The 21,821-nt window shown below is 57.1% G+C and carries 20 protein-coding genes and 1 riboswitch; of the genes, 14 read left to right on the top strand and 6 right to left on the bottom strand.

Going from position 1 to position 21,821, the window contains the following annotated elements; translation table 11 throughout:
• Nucleotides 1-2: 2 nt before the first annotated feature.
• The 3 genes from H8693_RS06510 to ispE all read right to left on the bottom strand — a co-directional run bounded on the left by H8693_RS06510 (nucleotide 3) and on the right by ispE (nucleotide 1,806).
• Complete coding sequence (locus H8693_RS06510) at nucleotides 3-563, bottom strand: DUF3795 domain-containing protein (protein WP_249280318.1); 561 nt, start codon at nucleotides 561-563, stop codon at nucleotides 3-5.
• Nucleotides 564-665: 102 nt separating this feature from the next.
• Nucleotides 666-917, bottom strand: a complete 252-nt coding sequence (locus tag H8693_RS06515) for a kinase to dihydroxyacetone kinase (RefSeq protein WP_178621824.1) — start codon at nucleotides 915-917, stop codon at nucleotides 666-668.
• Between the two features lie 31 nt (nucleotides 918-948).
• Nucleotides 949-1,806: a 4-(cytidine 5'-diphospho)-2-C-methyl-D-erythritol kinase gene (ispE, locus tag H8693_RS06520; RefSeq protein WP_178621826.1), complete on the bottom strand. Its 858-nt coding sequence runs from the start codon at nucleotides 1,804-1,806 to the stop codon at nucleotides 949-951.
• Nucleotides 1,807-2,398: 592 nt separating this feature from the next.
• Between ispE and H8693_RS06525 the strand changes: the two genes are divergently transcribed.
• Both H8693_RS06525 and H8693_RS06530 read left to right on the top strand, forming a co-directional pair.
• Nucleotides 2,399-3,259, top strand: coding sequence for a class I SAM-dependent methyltransferase (locus tag H8693_RS06525; protein ID WP_249280331.1), 861 nt, complete (start codon nucleotides 2,399-2,401; stop codon nucleotides 3,257-3,259).
• Nucleotides 3,220-3,924: an RluA family pseudouridine synthase gene (locus H8693_RS06530; protein ID WP_330605719.1), complete on the top strand. Its 705-nt coding sequence runs from the start codon at nucleotides 3,220-3,222 to the stop codon at nucleotides 3,922-3,924. Before H8693_RS06525 ends, H8693_RS06530 begins: the two co-directional genes overlap by 40 nt.
• Here H8693_RS06530 and H8693_RS06535 read toward each other — a convergent pair.
• Nucleotides 3,919-4,608, bottom strand: coding sequence for a sugar transferase (locus H8693_RS06535; protein ID WP_178621828.1), 690 nt, complete (start codon nucleotides 4,606-4,608; stop codon nucleotides 3,919-3,921). The two genes, H8693_RS06530 and H8693_RS06535, sit on opposite strands and share 6 nt — an antisense overlap.
• Nucleotides 4,609-4,937: 329 nt before the next feature.
• On the opposite strand from H8693_RS06535, the gene H8693_RS06540 reads away from it, so the two are divergent.
• The 7 genes from H8693_RS06540 to H8693_RS06570 all read left to right on the top strand — a co-directional run bounded on the left by H8693_RS06540 (nucleotide 4,938) and on the right by H8693_RS06570 (nucleotide 15,759).
• Nucleotides 4,938-5,171: a polya polymerase gene (locus H8693_RS06540; protein ID WP_178621830.1), complete on the top strand. Its 234-nt coding sequence runs from the start codon at nucleotides 4,938-4,940 to the stop codon at nucleotides 5,169-5,171.
• Between the two features lie 198 nt (nucleotides 5,172-5,369).
• On the top strand, nucleotides 5,370-6,038 hold the full coding sequence (locus H8693_RS06545; protein ID WP_249280319.1) for an MmcQ/YjbR family DNA-binding protein: 669 nt from the start codon (nucleotides 5,370-5,372) through the stop codon (nucleotides 6,036-6,038).
• A gap of 122 nt (nucleotides 6,039-6,160) precedes the next feature.
• On the top strand, nucleotides 6,161-9,397 hold the full coding sequence (locus H8693_RS06550; protein WP_249280320.1) for a PD-(D/E)XK nuclease family protein: 3,237 nt from the start codon (nucleotides 6,161-6,163) through the stop codon (nucleotides 9,395-9,397).
• The gene (locus H8693_RS06555) at nucleotides 9,390-12,785 is read left to right on the top strand and encodes a UvrD-helicase domain-containing protein (protein ID WP_249280321.1); all 3,396 of its coding nucleotides are present in this window, start codon (nucleotides 9,390-9,392) and stop codon (nucleotides 12,783-12,785) included. The genes H8693_RS06550 and H8693_RS06555 overlap by 8 nt, the downstream gene beginning before the upstream one ends.
• A 115-nt stretch (nucleotides 12,786-12,900) precedes the next feature.
• Nucleotides 12,901-14,247 (top strand): polyphosphate polymerase domain-containing protein, encoded by a 1,347-nt coding sequence (locus H8693_RS06560; RefSeq protein WP_178621836.1) that lies wholly within the window; start codon nucleotides 12,901-12,903, stop codon nucleotides 14,245-14,247.
• A 39-nt stretch (nucleotides 14,248-14,286) separates the two neighbouring features.
• On the top strand, nucleotides 14,287-14,964 hold the full coding sequence (locus H8693_RS06565) for a DUF4956 domain-containing protein (protein WP_249280322.1): 678 nt from the start codon (nucleotides 14,287-14,289) through the stop codon (nucleotides 14,962-14,964).
• Between the two features lie 51 nt (nucleotides 14,965-15,015).
• Nucleotides 15,016-15,759: an MBL fold metallo-hydrolase gene (locus H8693_RS06570; protein ID WP_249280323.1), complete on the top strand. Its 744-nt coding sequence runs from the start codon at nucleotides 15,016-15,018 to the stop codon at nucleotides 15,757-15,759.
• A 144-nt stretch (nucleotides 15,760-15,903) separates the two neighbouring features.
• Here the strand turns inward: H8693_RS06570 and H8693_RS06575 are convergent, their stop codons facing one another.
• Nucleotides 15,904-17,133 (bottom strand): helix-turn-helix domain-containing protein, encoded by a 1,230-nt coding sequence (locus H8693_RS06575; protein ID WP_249280324.1) that lies wholly within the window; start codon nucleotides 17,131-17,133, stop codon nucleotides 15,904-15,906.
• Nucleotides 17,134-17,364: 231 nt separating this feature from the next.
• Here H8693_RS06575 and H8693_RS06580 point away from each other — a divergent pair, with 231 nt between their 5' ends.
• From H8693_RS06580 to H8693_RS06600, 5 genes are all read left to right on the top strand, one after another.
• Complete coding sequence (locus H8693_RS06580) at nucleotides 17,365-18,072, top strand: PHP-associated domain-containing protein (RefSeq protein ID WP_249280325.1); 708 nt, start codon at nucleotides 17,365-17,367, stop codon at nucleotides 18,070-18,072.
• Complete coding sequence (locus tag H8693_RS06585) at nucleotides 18,069-18,449, top strand: hypothetical protein (protein ID WP_249280326.1); 381 nt, start codon at nucleotides 18,069-18,071, stop codon at nucleotides 18,447-18,449. Before H8693_RS06580 ends, H8693_RS06585 begins: the two co-directional genes overlap by 4 nt.
• An 80-nt stretch (nucleotides 18,450-18,529) precedes the next feature.
• On the top strand, nucleotides 18,530-18,730 hold the full coding sequence (locus tag H8693_RS06590) for a DUF1858 domain-containing protein (RefSeq protein WP_178621250.1): 201 nt from the start codon (nucleotides 18,530-18,532) through the stop codon (nucleotides 18,728-18,730).
• Nucleotides 18,731-19,033: 303 nt separating this feature from the next.
• A complete protein-coding gene (rd, locus tag H8693_RS06595; RefSeq protein ID WP_178621252.1) occupies nucleotides 19,034-19,192 on the top strand; it encodes a rubredoxin in 159 nt (52 codons plus the stop codon).
• A gap of 22 nt (nucleotides 19,193-19,214) precedes the next feature.
• A complete protein-coding gene (locus H8693_RS06600; RefSeq protein ID WP_249280327.1) occupies nucleotides 19,215-20,408 on the top strand; it encodes an FprA family A-type flavoprotein in 1,194 nt (397 codons plus the stop codon).
• Nucleotides 20,409-20,489: 81 nt separating this feature from the next.
• Here H8693_RS06600 and H8693_RS06605 read toward each other — a convergent pair whose 3' ends face one another.
• Nucleotides 20,490-21,287: an energy-coupled thiamine transporter ThiT gene (locus H8693_RS06605; protein ID WP_249280328.1), complete on the bottom strand. Its 798-nt coding sequence runs from the start codon at nucleotides 21,285-21,287 to the stop codon at nucleotides 20,490-20,492.
• A gap of 89 nt (nucleotides 21,288-21,376) precedes the next feature.
• Nucleotides 21,377-21,467, bottom strand: a riboswitch (TPP riboswitch).
• Nucleotides 21,468-21,821 lie beyond the last annotated feature (354 nt).

Here is a 21,821-nt window from a genome sequence, read left to right on the forward strand (position 1 = left end):
TTTTATTTCTTTTCCCGTTTGGGCCTTTTATGCAGCCGGAGGTCTATCTGCCGCATATCCGCTATGGCAGTAAACAGACGGACGGCGCAGGCTGCCTTTTCCTTGAGCGTCGGACACGCAGCCGCCTGCGCGCAAAGCGCCTCCATTCCCCGCTCCAGGTCCGCAAGCGGGAGAAGAGCGGCGGCCGCGCAGAAAAAGGTCTTTTTTCGTCCATCGTTATAGTTTGCCAGCAGTGTGTGCAGGATTTTCTCCTTTTTGGCAAGCTCGGCCTGGAACGCGGGAACTCCCATGTCTCTGGCCCGCGCAAGGTTTTGGAGCATGTGCCGGTGGGGCAGGAAGGAATCGAAACGCGCGGCCTCCCGGAGCCGTTCGCAGGGAAATTCCGCGCAGGAGAAGCAATATTCCATTTCGCCATGTTCCCGGCTGCACCGGATGACGGCGCAGGGCTGGTGTCCCTCCCCGCCGCCGCAGCCCGGGCAATAGCCGCGAAGGTACATGGGACAGAAAATGCAGCAAAGGCCGCAGAGGGAAAAGGCAGGGTTTTGCCGCCGATAGTCTTTCATTTGCCGCCTGCCTTTCTTTGGAGCCGTGTGCCTGAAGGGCGCATAAACCCATGCGGTTCGCCGGAACCTCGCGGCGTCTTTTGGAACCGGAGGGAAAGCGCGCTATCCCTGGAGCCCGTCTGCCTGCCGCTGCATGTTTTCAACGACGACGTCGTAGATTTCGCCCAGCGATGCGGCATATTCCAATACCTTCCAGGGCGTGTTGGTATGAAAATGAATTTTGATCAGGCTTTCGCTGCCCACGGCCAGAAGGCAGTCGCCCTGGATGTTCTGCGTGATATAGTCGTGGATGGCGTCTTCCGAAAGCCCCTCGCCCTCGATCAGCAGCTGCGTGTCAAATTTGTATTCCAGCATGATATACTCCTTTCATTGGGAAACGGCCCGGCTAAGAGAGGCGCAGGCCGCAGTCTTCATTTTTCGCAATATAGGAAAAGGCGCAGGCCGGCGCGCAGCGCCGGGCGGCCTCCGCTTCCTCTTGGGAAGAAAACAACCCGACGCAGGTGCTTCCGCTGCCCGTGAGGAAGGAAGCCGGGGCGGTATTCTGCAAAAACCGTAGCAGTGCCGCGATTTCCGGGCAGAGGCTGGCGGCGGGATGCTGGAGGGAATTGAAAGTATGGCGGGAAAAAGCGGCAAGATCGCCGGTCTCCAGGGCGCGCATACATTCTTCCATGGCGTATGGTTCGGGCGCCAGACGGGCGTCGTAAGTCTGATAGGCGTCTTTCGTGCTGACGCCGCCCTCGGGTTTGAGGAGGAGATAGACGCCGGGGAGCTGGTTGCGAAGCGAGGTCAGTCTTTCGCCGATGCCCTGGGCCCGGCGGCATCCGCCCGTCAGGGAAAAGGGAACGTCCGCCCCGATGCCCGCCGCCAGAGCGAGAAGCCGCCGCTCGGAAAGGGGATAGCCATAGAGGCAGTTAAGCCCCCGCAGCATGGCCGCGCCGTCGGCGCTTCCGCCGCCCAGGCCGGCCGCCATGGGGATGCGTTTTTGGATATCCGCGTGCACCCCGCCTGCAATGCCTGTTTCCCGGAAAAAGCGCCGGGCGGCCTTGTGGGCGATGTTGGATTCCCCGAGGGGAACTTCGGGGTGACTGCATGTGAGCTGGATATCCCCGGCCCGGGAAAGGCGCAGGGTATCGTGAAGATCGATGGACTGCATAATCATGTCCAGATCATGGTATCCATCAACCCGGCTTCCAGTGATCTGTAAATATAGATTGAGCTTTGCATAGGCACGAATGGTGATCATATACAAAGCCTCCTTTCCTGAAATATACGGCATGGGCGGAATGCAGGCGCACGGCCGCCGAAAGATATTCCGGGCGCACTATGGGCAGACGGGAATGAAAGAGAACTTTTCAGCCAGACTTGCCGCATCCGCCCGGCAAAGGAGGGATTATCCCGAGACCGTGTTTTCCTGCGCGGGAAAGATGCCCTTCTTGCCCATATTGTCATAGCCGTGCCCGCCCGGCAAGGGCTGTCTTTCCCATGCCCTTTTTCTGTGAGCTTACCCTCCGCCTAAACGGCCGCAGCCTATTTAAGCCAGTCACGCCTGCCCGACAAGGGCCGCCAATCCCCCGCGTTTCTAACGAGAAGATTATTAAGCGCCTGCCTCGGCATGAATTGCGCAGCTGTACAAACCCAGTCACGCCCGCCCGGCGAGGGCCATGTCTTTGCCGCGCATCGTGCGGCGATGGCAGCCGTCAATGAATGCTCAGGACGCGGGAACTTGTTTCCGAACCGTCCGTGCATTCATTATACCATAAAACGAACAAAAAGGTTTTCGAATCAGCCATTTTTATGTTACCATAGGAGCAGAAATGAGAGAAAGGCGGAAAACCATGTTCATTGCAGACGGCTGGAAGGACTATCGGGTATTGGATACAGGAGACGGAATGAAGCTGGAAAGCTGGGCGGGGGTCACGCTGGCCCGGCCGGACCCCCAGGTAATCTGGGAAAAGCAGAGGCCCGAGCTTTGGAAAAAGGCGGCGGCCTCCTATGCCCGCAGCCATACCGGCGGCGGCCATTGGGATTTTTTCAGGGAGCTGCCCCAGCGTTGGACGGTTTCCTATGGGGATCTCTCCTTTTATGTCCGCCCCACGGGATTCAAGCATACCGGCCTGTTTCCCGAGCAGTCGGCAAACTGGGACTTTATGGCGGAGAAGATCCGCCGGGCGGGGAGAGAAGGCCGGGTTCTCAATCTGTTTGCCTACACCGGCGGGGCTACGCTGGTCTGCGCGGCGGCTGGGGCGAGCGTAACCCATGTGGACGCGGCCAAGAGCATGGTGGCATGGGCCAAGGAAAACGCCGCCCTCTCCGGCCTTTCCGGCCGGCCGATCCGGTATATCGTGGACGACTGCATGAAATTCGTCCTGCGGGAACAGCGCCGGGGCCGGACGTATGACGGCATACTGATGGACCCGCCCAGCTATGGACGCGGCGCAGGCGGGCAGGTTTGGAAGGTGGAGGAGGATCTCTGCGGCCTGGTTGCAGAGGCGGCCAAGCTGCTCTCGGACCATCCGCTGTTTTTCATCATCAATTCCTATACCACCGGCCTTTCGGCAGTGGTGACGGAAAACCTGCTGAATGCCTGCGTGACCAGCCGTTATGGCGGGCATGTGGAGGCGGACAATCTGGTGCTGCCTGTGGAGGGACAGGCCCTTTGGCTGCCCTGCGGGACGACGGCGAGGTGGCAGCCATGACGCCGCCCATCCTCTATGAGGACAATCATCTGCTGGCGGCCATAAAGCCTCATATGGTGCCCTCCCAGGCAGACGCGTCGGGCGACCCGGATATGCTCACGCTTTTGAAAGCCTATATCAAGGAAAAATACCAAAAGCCGGGGGAGGTCTATCTGGGCCTGGTGCACCGGCTGGACCGGCCGGCCGGCGGCGTTATGGTGTTTGCACGGACCTCCAAGGCCGCGGCCCGGCTGGCGGCGCAGATGCAGGAGGGGCGCTTTCAAAAGACATACCTGGCGGTGGTCACGGGCAACCCGCCCCCGGCGGGCGATTGGGAGGACAATCTTTTGAAGGATGAAAAGAGCAATACCGTGCGTGTAGTGCCGCCGGGAAAAGGCAAAAGGGCGCATTTGGCCTTCCGGGTATTGGGCCGGCGGGAAGGAATGGCTCTTTGCCGGATCCGGCTGTTCACCGGGCGGCCGCACCAGATCCGCGTGCAGTTTGCTTCCCGGGGCTTTGCCCTCTATGGAGACGCCCGCTATGGCAGGGGAGAGGGGGAGCATCTGGCTCTGTTTTCGCAGAAAATCGAGCTGGAACATCCCACAAAAAAAATCCCCCTGGTATTTTCAAAAATACCCGAGGGAGAACCCTTTTCCATATTTGCCCGGGAACTTGCCCGCTTATGACGCGCCCTCGTGATCGGCGATTTTGAAGATGGTTTTCCAGAGGATCTTGATATCCAGCCAGGCCGACATCTTCTCGATATATTCCAAATCCTTTTCCATGCGCTCTTCCAGGTTCAGGTTATTCCGTCCGCTGATCTGGGCCAGGCCGGTCAGCCCGGGCTTGACGGTCAGGCGGATGAGGTGTTCCTTTTTGAGCATTTTCGTCTCTTCGGGAATAAAGGGGCGGGGGCCGATGAAGCTCATGGTGCCCGCCAGCACGCAGAAGAGCTGGGGAAGCTCATCGATGCTGTAACGCCGCAGGAACCGGCCCACCCGGGTCACCCGGGGATCGTCCTCATGCTGGATGAAGGGGCTGTCCTCATTTTTGAAAAAGGAGGGGTCGGCCTGTTTTTCGGCATCCTTATACATGGTCCGGAGCTTATAGATCTTGAAAAGATGGCCCCGCTGGCCCACGCGGATCTGGCTGAAAAAGATGGGGCCGGGGGAATCCAGCTTGATGGCAATGGCCACAAAGGGAAAAAGAAGGGCAAAGAAAATCAGCGCCACAAAAGAGCAGAAAATATCCGCCGAGCGTTTAAAAAATGGATAATAGAGCCGTTTGCGAAACGTGCTCTTTTTTTGATTTTCCAGTTGTTTAAGTTCCCGGCGGGTTGCGTCGTCGAGAATGCAGCCGTATTTTGACATTCTACACCCGATTCTAAATCCTAACGTAGTAGAATATATTATAGGGGCTGTGCGTGCGTTTGTCAAAGAAACTTTGTTTTTTGGATACATTCCCCCAAATTTTTGGAAAATGGAGGTTAAATTTTTGAAAAACCGCGTTTTAACCGCGAAAACCAGGGTATACTATAAATTGGAAGGACGAAAGAGAAACGGGGAAACGGCCGGGAGCGTGCGCAGGAAGTTTTCCTGTTGACAATAGATCGAGGTGTATGATACCATCATACATAAGGCGGAGGAAATCTCTGCCGGCTCGCCCACACACAACTAAAAAATGTAAGGAGGGTACTAGAGTGAAAATCAAAAACATTACGAATCCGCAGAAATTCTTTGAAATGCTGAACAGCTGCAAGGGTACGGTGGAGCTTGTTACATCCGAAGGAGACCGGCTCAATCTGAAGAGCAAACTCTGCCAGTATATCACGCTGACGCAGATGTTTAAGGATGCAACCATCGATGAAGTGGAACTGATTGTGTCCGAACCCGAGGATATGGTGAAGCTGCTGGATTATCTGGTCAGAGCGTAACACCGACTCGAAAGGCAAGCAAGGCCGATGCCGATGGGCAGCGGTCTTTTTGTTTATATGGAATCCGAAAAATGCCAGGGAACCCCGAGGGCTTATGTCTGCCTGCGCATATTAAGGGAAACGCGGGAAGCATGGACGGCAAACCCCGGTTTGGCCCGCGGGGAATGGAGGGATAACAAATGAAAAGAGGCGATAGAATTGCTGGATATACCCGGTATTTTTCAAAATAAAGCGCTGATTCCTGAACAAGCCCTGGAATTTGGGTTTGTGGAGGAGAATGAGACTTATATACGAACGAGCAAAATTCTGAATGGTCAGTTCTATTTGACTATCCGTCTCAGGAACAGCGGGCTCCCGGATGCCCGGGTATTTGACGCAGAGAGCGGGGAGGAATACGTCCTTATTCATCTGGCAGAGGCGGCGGGCGCTTTTGTCGGCATGGTGGCGGAAGCCTGCGAGCGGGAGCTTCAAGAAGTTGCCGCGCACTGCTTTGAAACGCGGGTGTTTCAAAGCCGGCAGGCACAGGAGATCATTGCCTATGCCCAGACGCGTTATGGAGACAGCCCGGAATTTCTCTGGAAGAAATTTCCGAACAATGCGGTTTTCCGCCGGGCGGATACGGGAAAATGGTATGGCGCGATCCTGACGGCTTCCCATGCAAAGCTCGGACTGGCCGGAGACGGAACAGCAGAGATTCTGGATCTGCGCGCGGCGCCGGAAGATGTCGCCCGGCTGACGGCCGGAGGAAAGTATTTGCCTGGCTATCATATGAATAAAAAACACTGGATCACGGTCTGCCTGGACGGCAGGATTTCCCTGGAGGAAATCTGCGCCCGGATGGAGAAAAGCTATATTTTGGCAAAATAACGCAAAGGCCGCGCGTTGACAGCATGAAGGATGGGAATCCCTTTTTGGCGGAAAGCACGCACTGTTCTTTCCGCCGTTTTTTTGGTATCATAAAAATAAGAGAAAGACAAGCGGAGGCAGCGATGGAGATATTCTTCGGCGGCGACCGGGAAACGCTGGAAAAGAAATTTTTTGCCATGGCGGCGCAGTGCCTGGCGGACGAGGCGCGGGAAACCGTGATCCTGGTTCCGGCTCAGGCGTCCTTTCTTGTGGAATCGCAGCTCATGAAGCGGTGCCATGTGGCGGGCTTTTTACAGCTGGAGGTATTGAGTTTTGAAAAGCTCACCGAGAGGCTGCTTTCCCGCTGCGGCGGCCGGGCGATTCCGGCGCTGGATAAGGCGGGCCTGTGCATGCTGGCCAAGGAGGCCCTCAACGCAAAGCGGGAGGAGATGCGCGTTCTCGACGGCAAAAAGGACGGGGAGCTGCATGTAAAGGTGGCCGAGCTGGTGAGCGCCATGAAGATGGAAAACATATCGCCGGAGGACCTTGCCGGGCTGGCCAAGGGGCACCCCAGCGAGGCAAAGCTCCTGGATATTGCCCTTCTCTATCGGGAGATGCAGGACCGCGCCGGAGCGGAGATGATGGATGCGCGGGATTTGGAGGCCTATGCCGCCGCTCTCATCGAAAAAGGGGGATATTTTGCGGGCAAAACTGTGCTGGTGCACGGTTTCGACCTGTTTCCCGAGCGGCGCATGCAGACGCTGGTACATATCGCCCGGGCGGCGGAGGACATGCGGATAACCTTTGAAGCCGAGGAGGAAAACCCGGTTTTTGAGAAACAGAACGCCAACCGGAGGAAGCTGGCCCGCCTGATGGAGGCGGCGGGCATCCGCGTCCGGGAGACGGCGCTGCCCCAGGATGCCGGGCTGCCCGGGGAGATCGTCCATGTGATGGAAAACCTCTATGCCTATCCCTACCGGCAATGGAAGAAAGAGCCGGAAAATATCGAGATTGTGGAGGCCGGGGATAAACAGGGCGAAGTGGAGTATATCGCCGGGCGGATTCTCGAGCTGGCCTGCCGGCAGGGGCTGCGCATGCGGGATATGGAGGTGCTGGCGGGGAATCCCGCCGCCTATTCCGCCCCTGTCCGCGATATTTTCGCAAAGGCGGGAATTCCCTTCTTTATGGAGGAGAAACGCCCGCTTCTGGATAACGCCCTGGCCCGGTTCCTGCTTTCGGCGGTGGATCTTTTCAAGGGTAAACAGTGGCGGATGTTTGATGCGCTCCGGCATCTGAAGGCCGGGTTCCTCCCGCTTTCCCAGGCCGAGACAGACAGGCTCTGCGCCTATATCCGGGAATACGGCATCCGGGGCAGCATGCTGAAAAAGCCGCTTGCCAAAGCCCCGGAAGAAATTGAGGAGCTGCGTTCCCGGGCCTTTTCGCCCCTGCTGGAGACAGAAGAGCAATGGAGGGCGGGCGGCGAGATCGCCGGGCTTCTGCTTCAATATATGGAAAACCTGGGGGTTCGCGAGACGCTGGAAAAGCAGGCCGGGGAAACCGAGGCAGCGGGTTTTGCCCCCGAGGCCCGCTATCTCTCGCGGGTTTATGAAAAAACCTGCGAGCTTTTGGAACAGACGGCTCTGTTCACCCGTTCCATGGATATGGCGGATTTCGGCGATATCCTGGAATCCGGCCTGGTGGGAAGCGAGATTGCGGTAGTGCCGCCCCGGGTTGACGAAGTGGTTGTGGGGGATATTGCCCACAGCATCTTTCCCCGCAAAAAAGTGGTATTCGTGCTGGGGGCCAACGACGGCGCCCTGCCGGCGGCGGGAAGCAGCGGCGGGCTTATCAACGACTATGAGATGGAAAAGCTCAAGGAAAACCAGCCGAATTTTCCGGACAAGCTTTCCTTTGACGACCAGAAATCCCATATCCGCCGGGCGCTCTATAGCGGGGAAAAGCTGGTCATGTGCTATAACAAGGCCGACGGCATGCCCTCGCATCTGGTGCATCGGCTGTTTCGGCTGTTCCCGGAACTGAAGCTGCATTCCGCGGGAGAGGCTTCACCCTACACGGCGGCAGCGGGAATGGAGAGCCTGGCGGAGGAGCTGCGCCGCCGGAGCGAGGGAGAGAAGATGGAAGGGAGCCTGATCCCGGCCTATATCAAAGAGAACCGGGGGATGCTCCTGGATCTTCTGCCCTGGGTTGGCTATGAGAACCGCCCGGCCCAGCTGGGCAAAGGCGTGGCGGCGGGGCTGTATGGCGCCCGCAAGGCCAGCGTATCCTCCATTGAGGATTTTTACCGCTGCCCCTATAAGCACTTTCTGGATTATGGGATCCGCCCCGCCGAGCTTCGGGAATATGAAGAAGATGTGCAGGAGGCGGGGCTGTATGTTCACGACCTGATGGATAAATTTGCCCGGAACCTGGCCAAAAACCATCTGGATTGGGCGGAGGTGGATGATGCGCAGCTGAAGAACATCATCGACGCCACCGCCGAAGAACAGAGGGAGAGCCATAACCGGGGCGTGTTTACAAAGAAACGCTATGCCTTCACGGAAAAGCGCCTGCGGGAGGAGGCCGTCATGGCGGCCAAGGCCGTCCGCAGCCAGCTCCATGGAACCGGCGTGAAAATCATCGCCAGCGAAAAGGGCTTTGGTTTCCGGGACGGCATGCTCCTGAAAACGCCGGGGGGGACCATCTCCCTGCGGGGAAAGATCGACCGGGTAGACGCCGCCAAAATCGACGGCAAGACGTATCTGCGGGTGGTGGACTACAAGACCGGACACAAAAAATTCACGCCGGCCGACGCCTTCTATGGCCTCAATATCCAGCTTTTGGTCTATTTAATGGCGGTGGAGAGCTGGTGCCGCACGCAGGGAAGTGCGGCCATTCCGGCGGGCGGCTTCTATTTTTCCATCGACCTGCCCTATATTGAGCCGGACCAGACCGAGGAGGACCGTTTCTACCTTTTCCGGATGAACGGCTTTCTGCTTTCCGAGGCGGCCGTGGCCGTGGGAATGGACCCGGCCCGGGAGGGCTCGCTGCGCAGCATGAATGCACGGCTGGGCACGGATAAGGAATCGGGAGAACTGATCGTGAAGGAAGGGGAAAACAGCTTTTCCCGGACGCAGCTCCGGGAACTGATGGAATATACCCGGGAGCTGATCGCCCGGGCGGCGGGGGATATCTATGGCGGCAGCCTGGCCATGCGTCCGGTCTGCGGCGGCGGGGACAATGCCTGCGCCTACTGCGCCTATCACTCTATCTGCCGGTTTGACGAGGCCCACGCCGCCAACCGGCGGCGCTGGAAGGAGCCGCTGAAAAAGCAGGAGGTTTTGGAACGGATCGAGAGAGAGGAGGTGCGGGACGATGGCTGAGATGAGGCTCACGGGGCGGCAGCAGGAGGCCGTTTCCACCCGGGGAAAGGACATTCTCGTTTCGGCGGCGGCAGGCTCGGGCAAAACCAGCGTTTTGGCCCGGCGCATCGTCTCGCTTATTGAGGAAGGGGCGGATATCCGGCGGATGCTGGTCTGCACCTTTACCAACCTGGCGGCTGCCGAGATGCGGGAGCGCATCGGCCGGGAGCTTCTGGCCCGGGCGGAAGAGACGAAAAACGCCCGGCTGGCGGCCCAGGCGGAATATGTCCAGCTGGCGGATATCTGCACGATCCATAAATTCGCCATCAAAGTCGTCCGGGAAAATGCGGCGGTTTTGGGCGTCCCGGCAGAGGTCCGGGTGGGAAGCGAGGAGGAATCCTCCATCCTCCGGGACAAGGCCATGGAGGATGCGTTTACAGAGCTTTATGAAGCCGAGGACGCGGATTTTCTGGCGCTTCGGGATAAATATGCGGGGCGGACGGACAAGGCCCTGAAGGCGCAGATTCTGTCCCTCTATGCCTTTTGCAGCAGCCGGCCGGAAGGACTGGAATGGCTGCGGCATGCGGCGGAGGCGGATGGCGTTCCCGCCCTTTTGGAAGTCATCCGGGGGGAGAACTGGCGGCGGCTGAACAAGCTGGAGGACGCCATGGAGGCATGCTGCCGGCTGGGAGAGGAAAACGAACTGCCTGAAAAGCAGCAGGCCAAGAACCAGGCGGATCTGCAGATGGCCCGGGAGCTGAAAGAGGCATTTTTTGCGGAAGGCTTTGCGGAGCGGATCGAGGGATGCAAGATCCCCTCCATCGAGCGGGGCATTTCTCCTGAACCTGTGAAAAAAGCCCTTCAGGAGCTGAAAGCCACGGGGCGGAAGATGCTGGGGGAAACTATCGTCTGGGCCTCGGATAATGTCCGCGGAATCCTGGAAATCGAGGCGGGCTATATGCGGGAGCAGGCCGGACGGTTTTACCGGGCGGCCCGGCTGTTTCAGGATAAATACGCCGCCCGCAAGGCCGCCCGGAAGATCATGGACTATGACGACATGATCCTGGGCGCCTATGCCCTTTTGCAGGACGACGCCCTGGCGGCGGCCTATGCCGCGCGCTATGACTATGTGTTTATCGACGAATATCAGGATACCAACCCCATCCAGGAGGCGCTGCTCTCCCGGGTGAGCCGGGAGGGCAATCGCTTTATGGTGGGAGATATCAAGCAGAGCATCTACCGCTTCCGTCTGGCCGATCCGCTGATCTTCCTGAAAAAGGCCCGGGAATTTGAGGGGGAGCGGTCCGGCCGGAAGGTGATCCGCATGAACGAAAATTTCCGCAGCGCCCCCGGCGTGGTGGCGGCGGTCAACGCCGTAATGGAACGGCTGATGAGCCGGGAGATGGGCGAAATCGATTATGACGAGAAGGAACGCCTGCTGGCCATGCGGCCGGAGGGGGGAGAATGCGAAATCCTTCTCACGGACGCAGACGAGGAGGCGGCAGAGGGAGAGGCGGAAGCGGATGCGGCGACCAAAGAAGCCCATACCCTGGCCCGGCGGGTTTTGGAGCTGATAGGAACGCCCCTTGCCGACGGCCGGCCGGCGGAATACGGGGATATCTGCGTTCTCATGCGCAGCACCAAGGGGATGAGCGGCATCTTTGGGCGGGTATTTGGCGAATATGGCATTCCGGTGGAAACGCCGGAGGGGAAATATGTTCCCATGAGCGAGGTGGACGTATTTGTCAATCTGCTCAAGGTGATCGACAACGCCAACTCGGATATTGCTCTTCTGTCCGTTCTGCGCAGCCATATCGGCGGGTTTGACGAAGCGGAAATGGCCATGATCCGCGCCGCCGGGGAAGAGGGGAGCTTTGCCGCCTGTTTTCTGGCCTATCAGGAACGGCAGGACGCTCTGGCAAAAAAATGCCGGGGCTTTATGGAAAAAATCCAGCGGTTCCGCCTGCTGGCAGCCGGCCTGTCCCTGGGCGATCTTCTGATTACCCTGAAGAACGAAACGGCCTATGCGGCCCATATTGCGGTGCAGCCGGGCGGCGGGGCCAAGGCGGCCAACTTCCGGATATTTTTTGAAAAGCTGCTGGAAATGGCGGCCCAGCAGGAGAGCCTGTTTTCTCTCGTCACCTATTTGGAGGAGCTCAAGCGTCTGCATGGGGCATATTTTGAACCGCAGACCGCCGAAGGACGGCAGAACTGCGTGCGCATTCTGAGCATTCATAAATCCAAGGGGCTGGAATTCCCCATCGTCATTCTGGCGCGGATGTCCGGCAAATTCAACCGCATCGATCTCAACGACACCCTTCTGCTCCATTCCGAGCTGGGTCTGGCCAGCGATATGGTGGATGAGGAGATCCGCGTCAAGCGCCCGGCCCTCACAAAAAAGGTGTTTCGGCTGGCGCTGGAACGGGAGATGAAATCCGAGGAGCTGCGGATTCTCTATGTGGCCATGACCCGCGCCCGGGAGCGGCTCATTCTCTCGGGCATTGTGAAGGAGCCGGATACCGTTTTTGCCCGGCTTTCCGGCGGCGCGAAGTGGTATGACTTCATGGAGATGTCCAGCTTTCTGGATTGGGTGCTGGCGGCGGTTTTGCCCTTCCCCTGCATGGCGGATTGGAGCCGTCGGCCGGGAGCCTCGGGCGAGGCATGCGCCATTGCCCACCGTCTGGTTCCGGCGGATACCCGCACAGAGGCAAAACGGCAGGAGCAAAAGGCGCCGGATGTGCGCTCGATCCTCCTGGAGGCAGGGAAAAAGCCCTATCTGCCCTTTTATTCCTATGACGCCGAGGAGGTGCCGGTAAAAATCGGCGTTTCGTCCATTTTAGAGAAAGATGGCGAAGAGCCGCCGGTTCTGCGTCCGGCCGGGGCAAGGCCCAAATTCAGCGGCGCCCGGCTGGGGACGCTCATCCATTTGTTTATGCAGCATCTCGACTTTTCCGCCCGGACGGCGGCAGAGGCCGAGGCCCAGATGGAGGAGATGTGCCGGCGGCGGCTCATCAGCCCGGAGGAATGCCGCGTGCTCAAGCGGCAGAGCGGCCTGATCGCCAAGTTCCTTATGAGCGATATGGCCTATCGTATCCGCCGCTCGCCCCGGGTGCTAAGGGAAGTGCCCTTCAGCCTGGGGGTTCCGGCCTATGAAACCGGCCTTTTTGAAAGCGGGGAAACGGTGGTCGTCCAGGGCATCATTGACCTTCTGTTCCGGGAAGGCGAGGACTATATCCTCATCGACTACAAATCCAATATGGTAAATGAGGAAAATTTGGGAATACTAGCGGAGAAGTATAAAACGCAGCTGCACCTCTATGAGAAGGCTGTGGAACAGATCACCGGGCGGTCCGTCCGGGAAAAATATCTGTATTTCCTGCGTGGCGAGGCGTTCCTCCGGCTTTTTTGACGAGTAACAGTGTTGTAAAAACCCGGGGAAACGCTTGTATCACCCCGAAAATTGTGGTATGATGCAGGCATGCCGAAAAAACGGTGGTATGGAAACCGGGCAAAGGGTTTAGCAAATGAAACGAAAAGATCAGGACCGTTTGGAAAATAGAAGAATTGAGCGCCCCCAGGTTCGCCGGGTGGCGCCTTCCCGTGCGCCCAGGGAACAGGCGGAGGTGCGCTCCTCCTCCCGGCTGAGAAGCCGGACGGAGGAATTGGAAATGACGCCGCTGAAAAGCCGCCGGGAAGAGACCCAGGCCACTGTACGCCGGGCGGAACCGCCCCGGCGGGAGCAGAGGGAGGATGCCGCCGTCCGTTCAGCGGCGCGGAGGATCCGCTCTGCCCGGGAACAGGAGCTGCAGATTCCTCGGGTTCGGAAGGAGCAGCCGGCCCCCCGGCCGGAGCAGACGGCCGAGACGCAGAGAGAAACCTTCCAGGAACGGGAGCCGCAGCGGGTGGTGCGTTCGCGTTCTCTGCGGGAATCCCGGGAGGAGAGCCGCATTCGCCCCCAGCAGCGAACCAGGGTGCAGCGGTCGATGCCGGAAAAGCGCACGCGGGTGGCGTCGGACTATACGCCCGGCGGGCTGGATGAGCCCTCTGTGCTCATCGACGGCGTGCGGGGCATGAAGCCCCTGCCCACGGCGGAATTCGGGAGCCAGCGGGCGCACAGCCCCATTCCTCCCATGCCGCGCCAGAGCGGCGGGAAGCCGGTGGATAAGGCCAGTTTTGCCGCGGGAAACGAGCTTCATTTCCGCCATGAGCTGAAGTTTTATATCAATTATCGGGACTATATGGTTCTGCGCCAGGCCTTGAAGGCGCTGCTTGCCCCGGATGAAAACGGCGACGAGAACAACTCCTATCATATCCGCAGCCTGTACTTCGATGACCGGGATGAAACCGCCCTCGTGGACAAGCTGGCAGGCGTGGAAGAGCGGAACAAATACCGCATCCGGATCTATAATTTCAGCGACCAGAAGATCCGTCTGGAAAAGAAAATCAAGCGGGGCCAGTATATCGCCAAGCAGAGCCTGCTGCTTTCCCGCAAGGAATATAACGCCATTTTGAATAACCGGCCGGAATTTCTGCTCCGGCGCCGGGAGCCGCTGGCCCGGGAATTTTTCCTGGAAATGCGCCTCAAGCAGCTTCGCCCCCGGGTGGTGGTGGACTATGTCCGGGAAGCGTATATCATGGCCTATGAAGAAGTTCGCATCACCTTTGACAAGGATCTGAAATCCGGAAGGCCCTTTGGCAGCATCTTTGACAAAAACCTGCCGGTGGTGCCCATCGCGGATGCGGAAACCATGATCCTGGAAGTCAAGTTCAACAAATATCTGCCCGACTATGTCCGGGGCGTGCTGGATACCTTGTCGGCGCCGCAGCGCTCCGCCATTTCCAAGTATGTGAACTGCCGTAAATACGAGTAGTTTTTGAGTCTGATAGAATATGTTTGGAGGTATACCCTTATGGGAGCATCAAGTGTAGTAAAAAAGAGTGTGTTGGATGGATTTGTAAACTCCGGCGACATCAGCTGGGATTATGCCCTTTTGACCATTGCGGTCGCCTTTCTTTTGGGATTATTCATTTTCTTCATTTATAAGCGGACATTTTCCGGCGTTGTTTTCACAAAAAGCTTCGGCATTTCGCTGATCCTGCTTTCCATGATTACCGCCGCCGTCATCATGACGATTTCCAGCAACCTGATGCTCTCCCTTGGTATGGTCGGCGCGCTGTCCATCGTCCGGTTCCGTACGGCGGTCAAGGATCCGATGGACACGATCTATATGTTCTGGGCCATTGCCGCAGGCATCATGGTGGGGGCGAACCTCCTGTTGGTGGCGGTGATCTCCTGCGTGGTTATCGGCATCTTCATGGTGGTGCTCTCCATCTTCAAAGTGCGCAAAAATATGCCCTATATCCTGGTCATCCGGTTTGAAGAGGGAGCCAAGGGGGATGTGCAGTCCATGCTGCGCAAGCTGCCCCAGGGCCGCCTGAAATCCAAAACCGTCTCCCGCGGCGTTATTGAGCTGACGCTGGAACTGAATGTGACGGATGCGGAGATTGCCCTCATCGACCGCTTCGCGGATATTCCCGGCGTATACGACGCTTCGCTTATCAGCTACACGGGCGACGTGATCGCGTAAAAAATATGATGCATTCCGCCGCCCTTGCCTGTCCCGCAGGGGCGGCTTTTTTTGGAGGAACAGATGCGGATTACCTATTTGGACAACAGCGGCTTTGCCGTAGAGATGAAAAAATCCCTGCTGCTCTTTGATTACTATAACCACTATGCCGACGGCGGCCGGGAGGGATTTTCCGGCGGTGTTGCAGAGGAAGCCGCCTTCCGGAAGGCGGAGCGGGTGTATATCTTTGTGAGCCACCGGCATTATGACCACTTCAACCGCATAATCTTCAACTTTGCGCAGTGGAATCCTGACACTGCTTATATTCTGGATGCGGGCATTTTTCGCGTGCCCGCCGGACTGAATGCCCACCGCCTGATAAAGGGCGAGGTCTTTGACGACGGCTATCTGCGCGTCCGGGCGCATCCGTCCACGGATATCGGCGTTTCCTTCCAAATAGAGACCGAGGGGAAAACCCTCTTTCATGCCGGCGATTTGAACTGCTGGCACTGGGCGGGGGATGTGCCGGCGGAGGAAGAGGCGGGATACCGCGTCCTGTTTGCCAAAGCGCTGGCGGCCATCCAGCCCTATATGCGGCGGCCGGACGTGGTGTTTTTCCCGGTGGATGCGCGCTTAAAGGGGCCTTATGACGATGGGGCGCTGGAATTTATCGAGGCATTCCGGCCCTGGCTTTTCATTCCCATGCACTTTCAGCAAAATTTTGCCGCGGCAGAAAAATTTGCCGCCAAGGCGGCGGATGGGCAGAAGATATGGGTTCCGGCGCGGCGGGGAGACAGCCTGTCTTTGGAAGAATGAATCTTTTTTGGCCGGCAAGGCCAGTCTCCGCGATTTTGGCTGGGCAAACCACGGCATGGCTGGCGGAGATAAGCCTCCGCTTGAAACGGATCTGGCGAAGGCCGGCGAAAAGCGGAAGAAAAGCGGCGGGATCCCGCCGCTTTTTTATTGTTCCCGGATGCGGAAATAGAGGAGGAATCCCGCGGAAATTTCCAAAAGAAGCAACGCTCCGAGAATGGTCCGGGCTGTTTCCTTTACATGGTTATACTGCGCCTGGTCGGCTGCGGTATATACCCGGAAGGGCCATTCAGCGCCGGGCTCGTGGAGGATGGCGGCGATACTCAGATTTCTGCGGATATAGGTCATGGTGTTTCCCTGGGCGTCGGTAACGGTGTCCCAAAACCAGCGATCCCGGTCGCGGTCCTCATAATACTGCGTGGTTCCGTCCTTCAAAAGAATTTCAACCATCCGGCCATCCGCATAGACGGAAACCGGCGTTTCCGCAAAGGCTTTAAAATCGTCGAAAGAGGCAAAACATGTGCCCTCGCCGCAGATTCTTTCCAGCGTTAGGACATGGGTAGAAAAAAGATGGCCAGTGAGAAGGGTAACTGCAAGAGCGGCGGCGCAGCCGCCGATGCAAAAGAGTTTTTTGCGCGTGTTGGCCTGGACGGAGGCTCGGCAGCTTTCGCTGAGGAGTCCTTTTTTCAGCGCCCACCGGGGAAGCAGCAGGGAAAGAAGCAGGAGAAGGGCAAGGGCCGCTCCCAGCGTGGGGGCGAGAATTTCGCCCCAGGACCAAAGCCGCTGAATGGCGCCGCCTATGGAGCGCAGATACAGTGCAAGGGATGCGGCAGCTATGGCGACATTCAGGATGGATATGCCAAAAAGACGGCGGAGCAGCGTTTTGCCGTGCGCATCTGCCGCCGTTTGGGATGTCCGGCTTTCCCGCAGGATTCCCTGGGTCCAGAAAAAACTGGCGGATTCCAGGGCGGCGCTGAAGATCAGAAAGATTCCGGCGCAAAATGCTCCCGCCGAGGGATTGAGGTATTCGTATCGGAGGATGAACAGCCCGGCCAGCCCCAGCAGGGACAGGGCGGCAGCCAGAATCGTGCAGATTCCCTGCGCCCGCATGCTCCGGCAAATAAGGCCGGCGGAAAACGCTTCGGAGGGTGCGGCCGTCTGCAGCGCGGGTTTCCGCCCGGAAAGCAGTTCATCCAATGAGACATCCAGCTGTTCTGCCAGGGCGGGAAGCAAAGAGAGATCCGGCGCTGTTTCTCCGCGTTCCCACCGGCTCACGGATTTATCCGATATATGCAGGGATTCTGCCAATTCTTTTTGCGTCATGCCGCGGGCTTTGCGGAGAGCGGCGATGCGGCCGCCCAAAAGGTTCATTTCCATTGTGTTTCTCCTCATTTCTTATTTTCCAACCGAATGGATATGGTTTGATTGTAAAGGACGGGGGAGCGAAAGGCCAGCCATCCATGCGGGAAAATCTCTCAGAAACCGAGAATTCTTCGGGAAATATGAACGAATTGTTAGAAATGGCGGGGAGCGGTTGACTTTGCTTGGAACGTGGTATTATCATATAGAAGTTGCGATATATATAAGAGGAAGAGAGACGAAGGGGACATGATGGTGCAGGTGGAGACCCACTGCCACACGGCTGAAACGAGCAGCTGCGGAAGGGTTCCGGCGGCAAAGATCGTTGCGGATTATAAAAAAGCGGGATATCGGATGTTGATCACCACGGATCACTACTATGAGCGGATGTGGGAGCGGCCCGAACTGGCGGGCCGGGACTGGCAGGAAAAAATGGATGCCTATATGCGGGGATACCGTGCGGCCCGGGCCGCAGGCGAGGCCCTTGGCGTCCGCGTCCTGTTTGCCACTGAAATCCAATTCGACGGCTGCGCACCCCATGATTTTCTCATCTATGGCATGAGCGAGGAATATATGCGCGCGCACCCCTATTTGAACCGGATGCGGCCGGAGGAGTTTTACGCCATATGCCGCCGGGAGGGCTTTTATATGATCCACGCCCATCCTTTCCGGAAGGGAAAGGAACAGCCCTATCTGCCGGTCTGCTATGACGCGGTGGAGGTGTTCAACGGGCATCCCCGGCACGACAGCCATAACCAGCGGGCAGTACACTTTGCCTTGGAAAATGGGCTGGCCATGTTTTCGGGAACGGATTACCATTGGGAGGAAGACTGCGGACGGGGAGGCATCCTGCTGCCGGAGGAGACCGACACGATGGAGAAGGTTGTTGCCTATCTGAGAAGCCGGCAGGCGGAACTGATTGTCACCTATGAAGAGGGGAAGGAAGAGGAAAAATGAACTGGATGCAGCGGATGATGATGGGACGTTATGGCGGAGACCAAATGGGGATCGGGATCCTGATTCTCAGCATGGTCATCAATTTTGTGCCCTTCTGGCCGGCGCGGATCGTCTCTATACTGCTGCTGGCCTGGGCTGTGTTCCGGATGTTTTCCCGCAATATTGCCCGGCGGCGCATGGAAAACGAGAAGTTTCTCCGGGTGTGGTATCCTGTGAAAAACTTCTTTGTCCGGCTGTTTAAACGCCGCCCGGACGCCAAAACCCACAAGCATTTCCGCTGCCCCAAATGCCGGCAGGAGCTGCGGGTGCCGCGGGGCAAAGGAAAAATTGTCATAACCTGCCCCAAATGCGGAACAAAGATGACAAAACGGACATAATAGGATAGAATATAGAAAAAGCGAAAAATTGTGCGGGAGCGCATAAAAAATACCAAAGAAGGATAAGGAGAGATAGTATTATGGCAAAGATCACAAAAGATATGACCATTCGCCAGGTTCTGGAAAGAGACACAAACACCGCCCCCATTTTCTTTGAAATGGGAATGCACTGCATCGGCTGCCCTTCGGCCTCGGGGGAAACTCTGGAAGAAGCCTGCATGGTGCACGGACTGGAAGTGGACGTGCTGGTGGGCAAGCTGAACGAATTTTTTGGCGAATAAGCCGATTGTCTTGCGGACATAAAGAGCCGGCGGGAGTTCCCGCCGGTTTTTTTATGGAAAAAAGGACGCCGCGGGAGCCAATACGGCTTGTTGGGAAAAGCGGACAGGGGATGCGCGGCGAGGAATTTGGCGGGCGCAATGCGGTTCCCCGGCGCTTTTGAAACCGGAGGGAACGGGGTTCATGGGAATACAGCGCAGATATTCTCCCGCAATCCGCATAAAAAATCCGCAAAAGGTGTTTGCGGACGGGTCCGCCGGGGTATTATAAACATAATAAATCATCAAACCAGGAGGAACTGTCCAATGAAAAAGTATGTATGCAGCATCTGCGGTTATGTCTATGATCCCGAGGTTGGCGATCCGGATAACGGAATTGCTCCCGGAACGGCTTTTGAAGATATCCCGGAAGACTGGGTATGCCCTCTCTGCGGCGCGGGCAAAGACGTTTTTGAAGAAGAATAAATAGAAAAAAGGCGGGATTGTCATGCTGTCCAAGCGGATACAAAACCGTGTTTTCTGGGTGGGTGCACAAAACCCGGATCTTCGGACATTTGACGTCGTGATGCACACCGACGCGGGAACGTCGTATAACAGCTATCTCATCGTGGGGAGCGAAAAGACGGCGGTCATTGACGGAGTGCGCGAGGCATATGCCACAGAACACATCGCCAAAATCAGCGAACACTGCGATCCTGCAAAACTGGATTACATCGTTTGCAATCACACAGAACCGGACCATTCGGGCTCTCTTGTCCATCTTTTGGAAATGGCGCCCCATGCGACGGTTCTTTGTACGAAAGCGGGTTCTCTCTTTCTGAAAAAGCTGGTGCCGCGGAATTTCAAATGCCGTGTGGTGGAGGACGGGGAGCGTGTCAGCCTAGGAGATGTGACGCTGCGTTTTGTGCAGGCACCTTTTCTGCACTGGCCGGATTCGCTGTTTACCTTTGCCGAGGAGGAGGGAATCCTCTTTTCCGGCGATGTTTTCAGCTTTCATATGGCGGGAGAAGGCCTGTTTGACGACGAGATCGCCTGGACCGGCGAGATGGAGGCGGCGCAGAGATACTATTTTGATACACTTTTGGCGCCCTTTCGCAGCTATGTTTTGGATGCCCTGGAAAAAATCCGTGGATTATCCATCCGGATGATCGCGCCGGCTCATGGGCCTGTGCGCCGGAGAAATCCCCAGGCGCTTTTGGAGGTATACCGGGAATATGCGTCGGATGGCCCGGTATCCGATACCCCAAAAGGGTATGTCGCCTATGTCTCCTGCTATGGTTACACCCGGGAGCTGGCGGAGGAGATATACCGGGCAGGCATCCGGAACGGGATGGATATGGAAATCGATGATATCGCCGAGGTTGGCCCGGAACGGGTTGCCGAGAAAATCCGCCGCATGGACGCGGTGGCTCTCGGTTCTCCCACGGTGAACCGGGATGCCCTCAAGCCGGTTTGGGAGGTATTGGCTTCTCTTTCGGCCTACGATGCCCGGGGAAAACGGGCCGTGGCCTTCGGTTCCTTTGCCTGGAGCGGCGAGGCCGTCCGCTATATGGCGGAGCGGATGGGCCGGATGGGTTTCCGGCTGGTGGATACGCTGGCCGTCAAGCTGCGGCCGGATGCGGAGGAGCGGAGGCAGGCATATGCGCTGGGAGAACGGCTGGCGCAGAGCGTCCGGGAATAAAGAAAAATAGACAGAAAAAGGCCCTGGAGAAAATCCGGGGCTTTTTCCTTTTTTATGGATGAGAGGTTTGGAATTTGTGTGTTATGCGGCAGCCTTTGCTGTCTTGGAATTTTTGCGCTGGAGCGCCTGGTTCTTCAGCATCTCGATATTCTTGCGGACACCGGGAATTAGAGAAATGAGGACGCAGATCACGCATTCCGGGCCGATATAGGTAATGTTATATACGAAGGAATAGATGAACGGGTTCTGTCCCTCGGGGATCCAGTACATGCCCGCCCAGAATGCGAAAAAGAAACGGGCGGCGCAGGCGATGAGGACAGCGGGGACGATATTTTTCCTGTATAATCCCGCCAAGCCCAGCGCCAGGAAAGCTAGGATATAATCCAGGGCAAACTGGATGACGTCCACGAAATAAATACCCTGGAGCATCTGCATGAAACCATACAGCAGACCGACGATCAAGCCCTTGGGCGTGCCGTAGATATAGGCAAAGAGGATGATGGGCAGCATGCTGCCGGGGGTGATGGAGCCGCCCAGGGGCATTTCATAGAGCTTGATGCAGGAGAGGACGAAGGAAAGGCCCATGCAAAGCGCGGCGGTGATGATTTCCTTGGTTTCCCACTGGGTTTTGCTGAGAGAACCCTTTTTCGCATAAACGATAACGCCGGCAATGCCCGCAAGCAGCAGGACAAACGCCAGTGCCGTGGGCCAGGGATTTTCAAACAGCTTGGAGAAATAGCCGGCGAAGGTGGCGGGGCCGTCCTCTCCAGCGGGCGCTGCGAGGAAGATCACCAAGCCAATCCCCACGAGAATGAGGAAGGAAGCCAGGATGAGAAGCCACATACGGACTTCGTTGGACTTTGGTTTTTCGTTTGTCATAATAAAAAACTCCTTTGCAAAATAGCCGCCGGGCATGCAAGGAGAGAAAGGAAACAAAAACCTGCATATAGAAATATGCAGGGAAACTACGCTTCTTGTCACCGCTTTCCCTACGAAAGAATTACCGTTTTCAGGTTCTAAGGGTGTATTCTCAGCCAAATGGCACCCCCAGCGGTTGATATTCAATTTACAGATATACTATAGCGCCTTTGCGAAAGCTTGTCAATGATTCTTTTTATCGCTGCGCTTCTGCGTCCCTGAGGCCGTTCACCTCTCCGCATACCCGAACGAAAGAAGGGAGAGAGGGAGGAGAAGATGAGGAAAGGGAGGAACGAAAGGTGGGTAGGAGAGGGGGATACGTGCGGATTTAGAAAAAAGTAAGAAAAAAGTAAAAAAAGGTGTTGACAAGGGGAGAGGGATTTGGTATGATAAACAGGCGCTCGAGAAACGGGCCTTGAAAAAGGGCGTAACAAAGGCGCAAAAAGAACCTTGAAAAGACAATATAGCGTAAAAGAACAAGCAAACATAGCTTAA

It is taken from the genome of Guopingia tenuis, from assembly GCF_014384805.1.
Classification (GTDB): Bacteria; Bacillota; Clostridia; order Christensenellales; family Christensenellaceae; genus Guopingia; species Guopingia tenuis.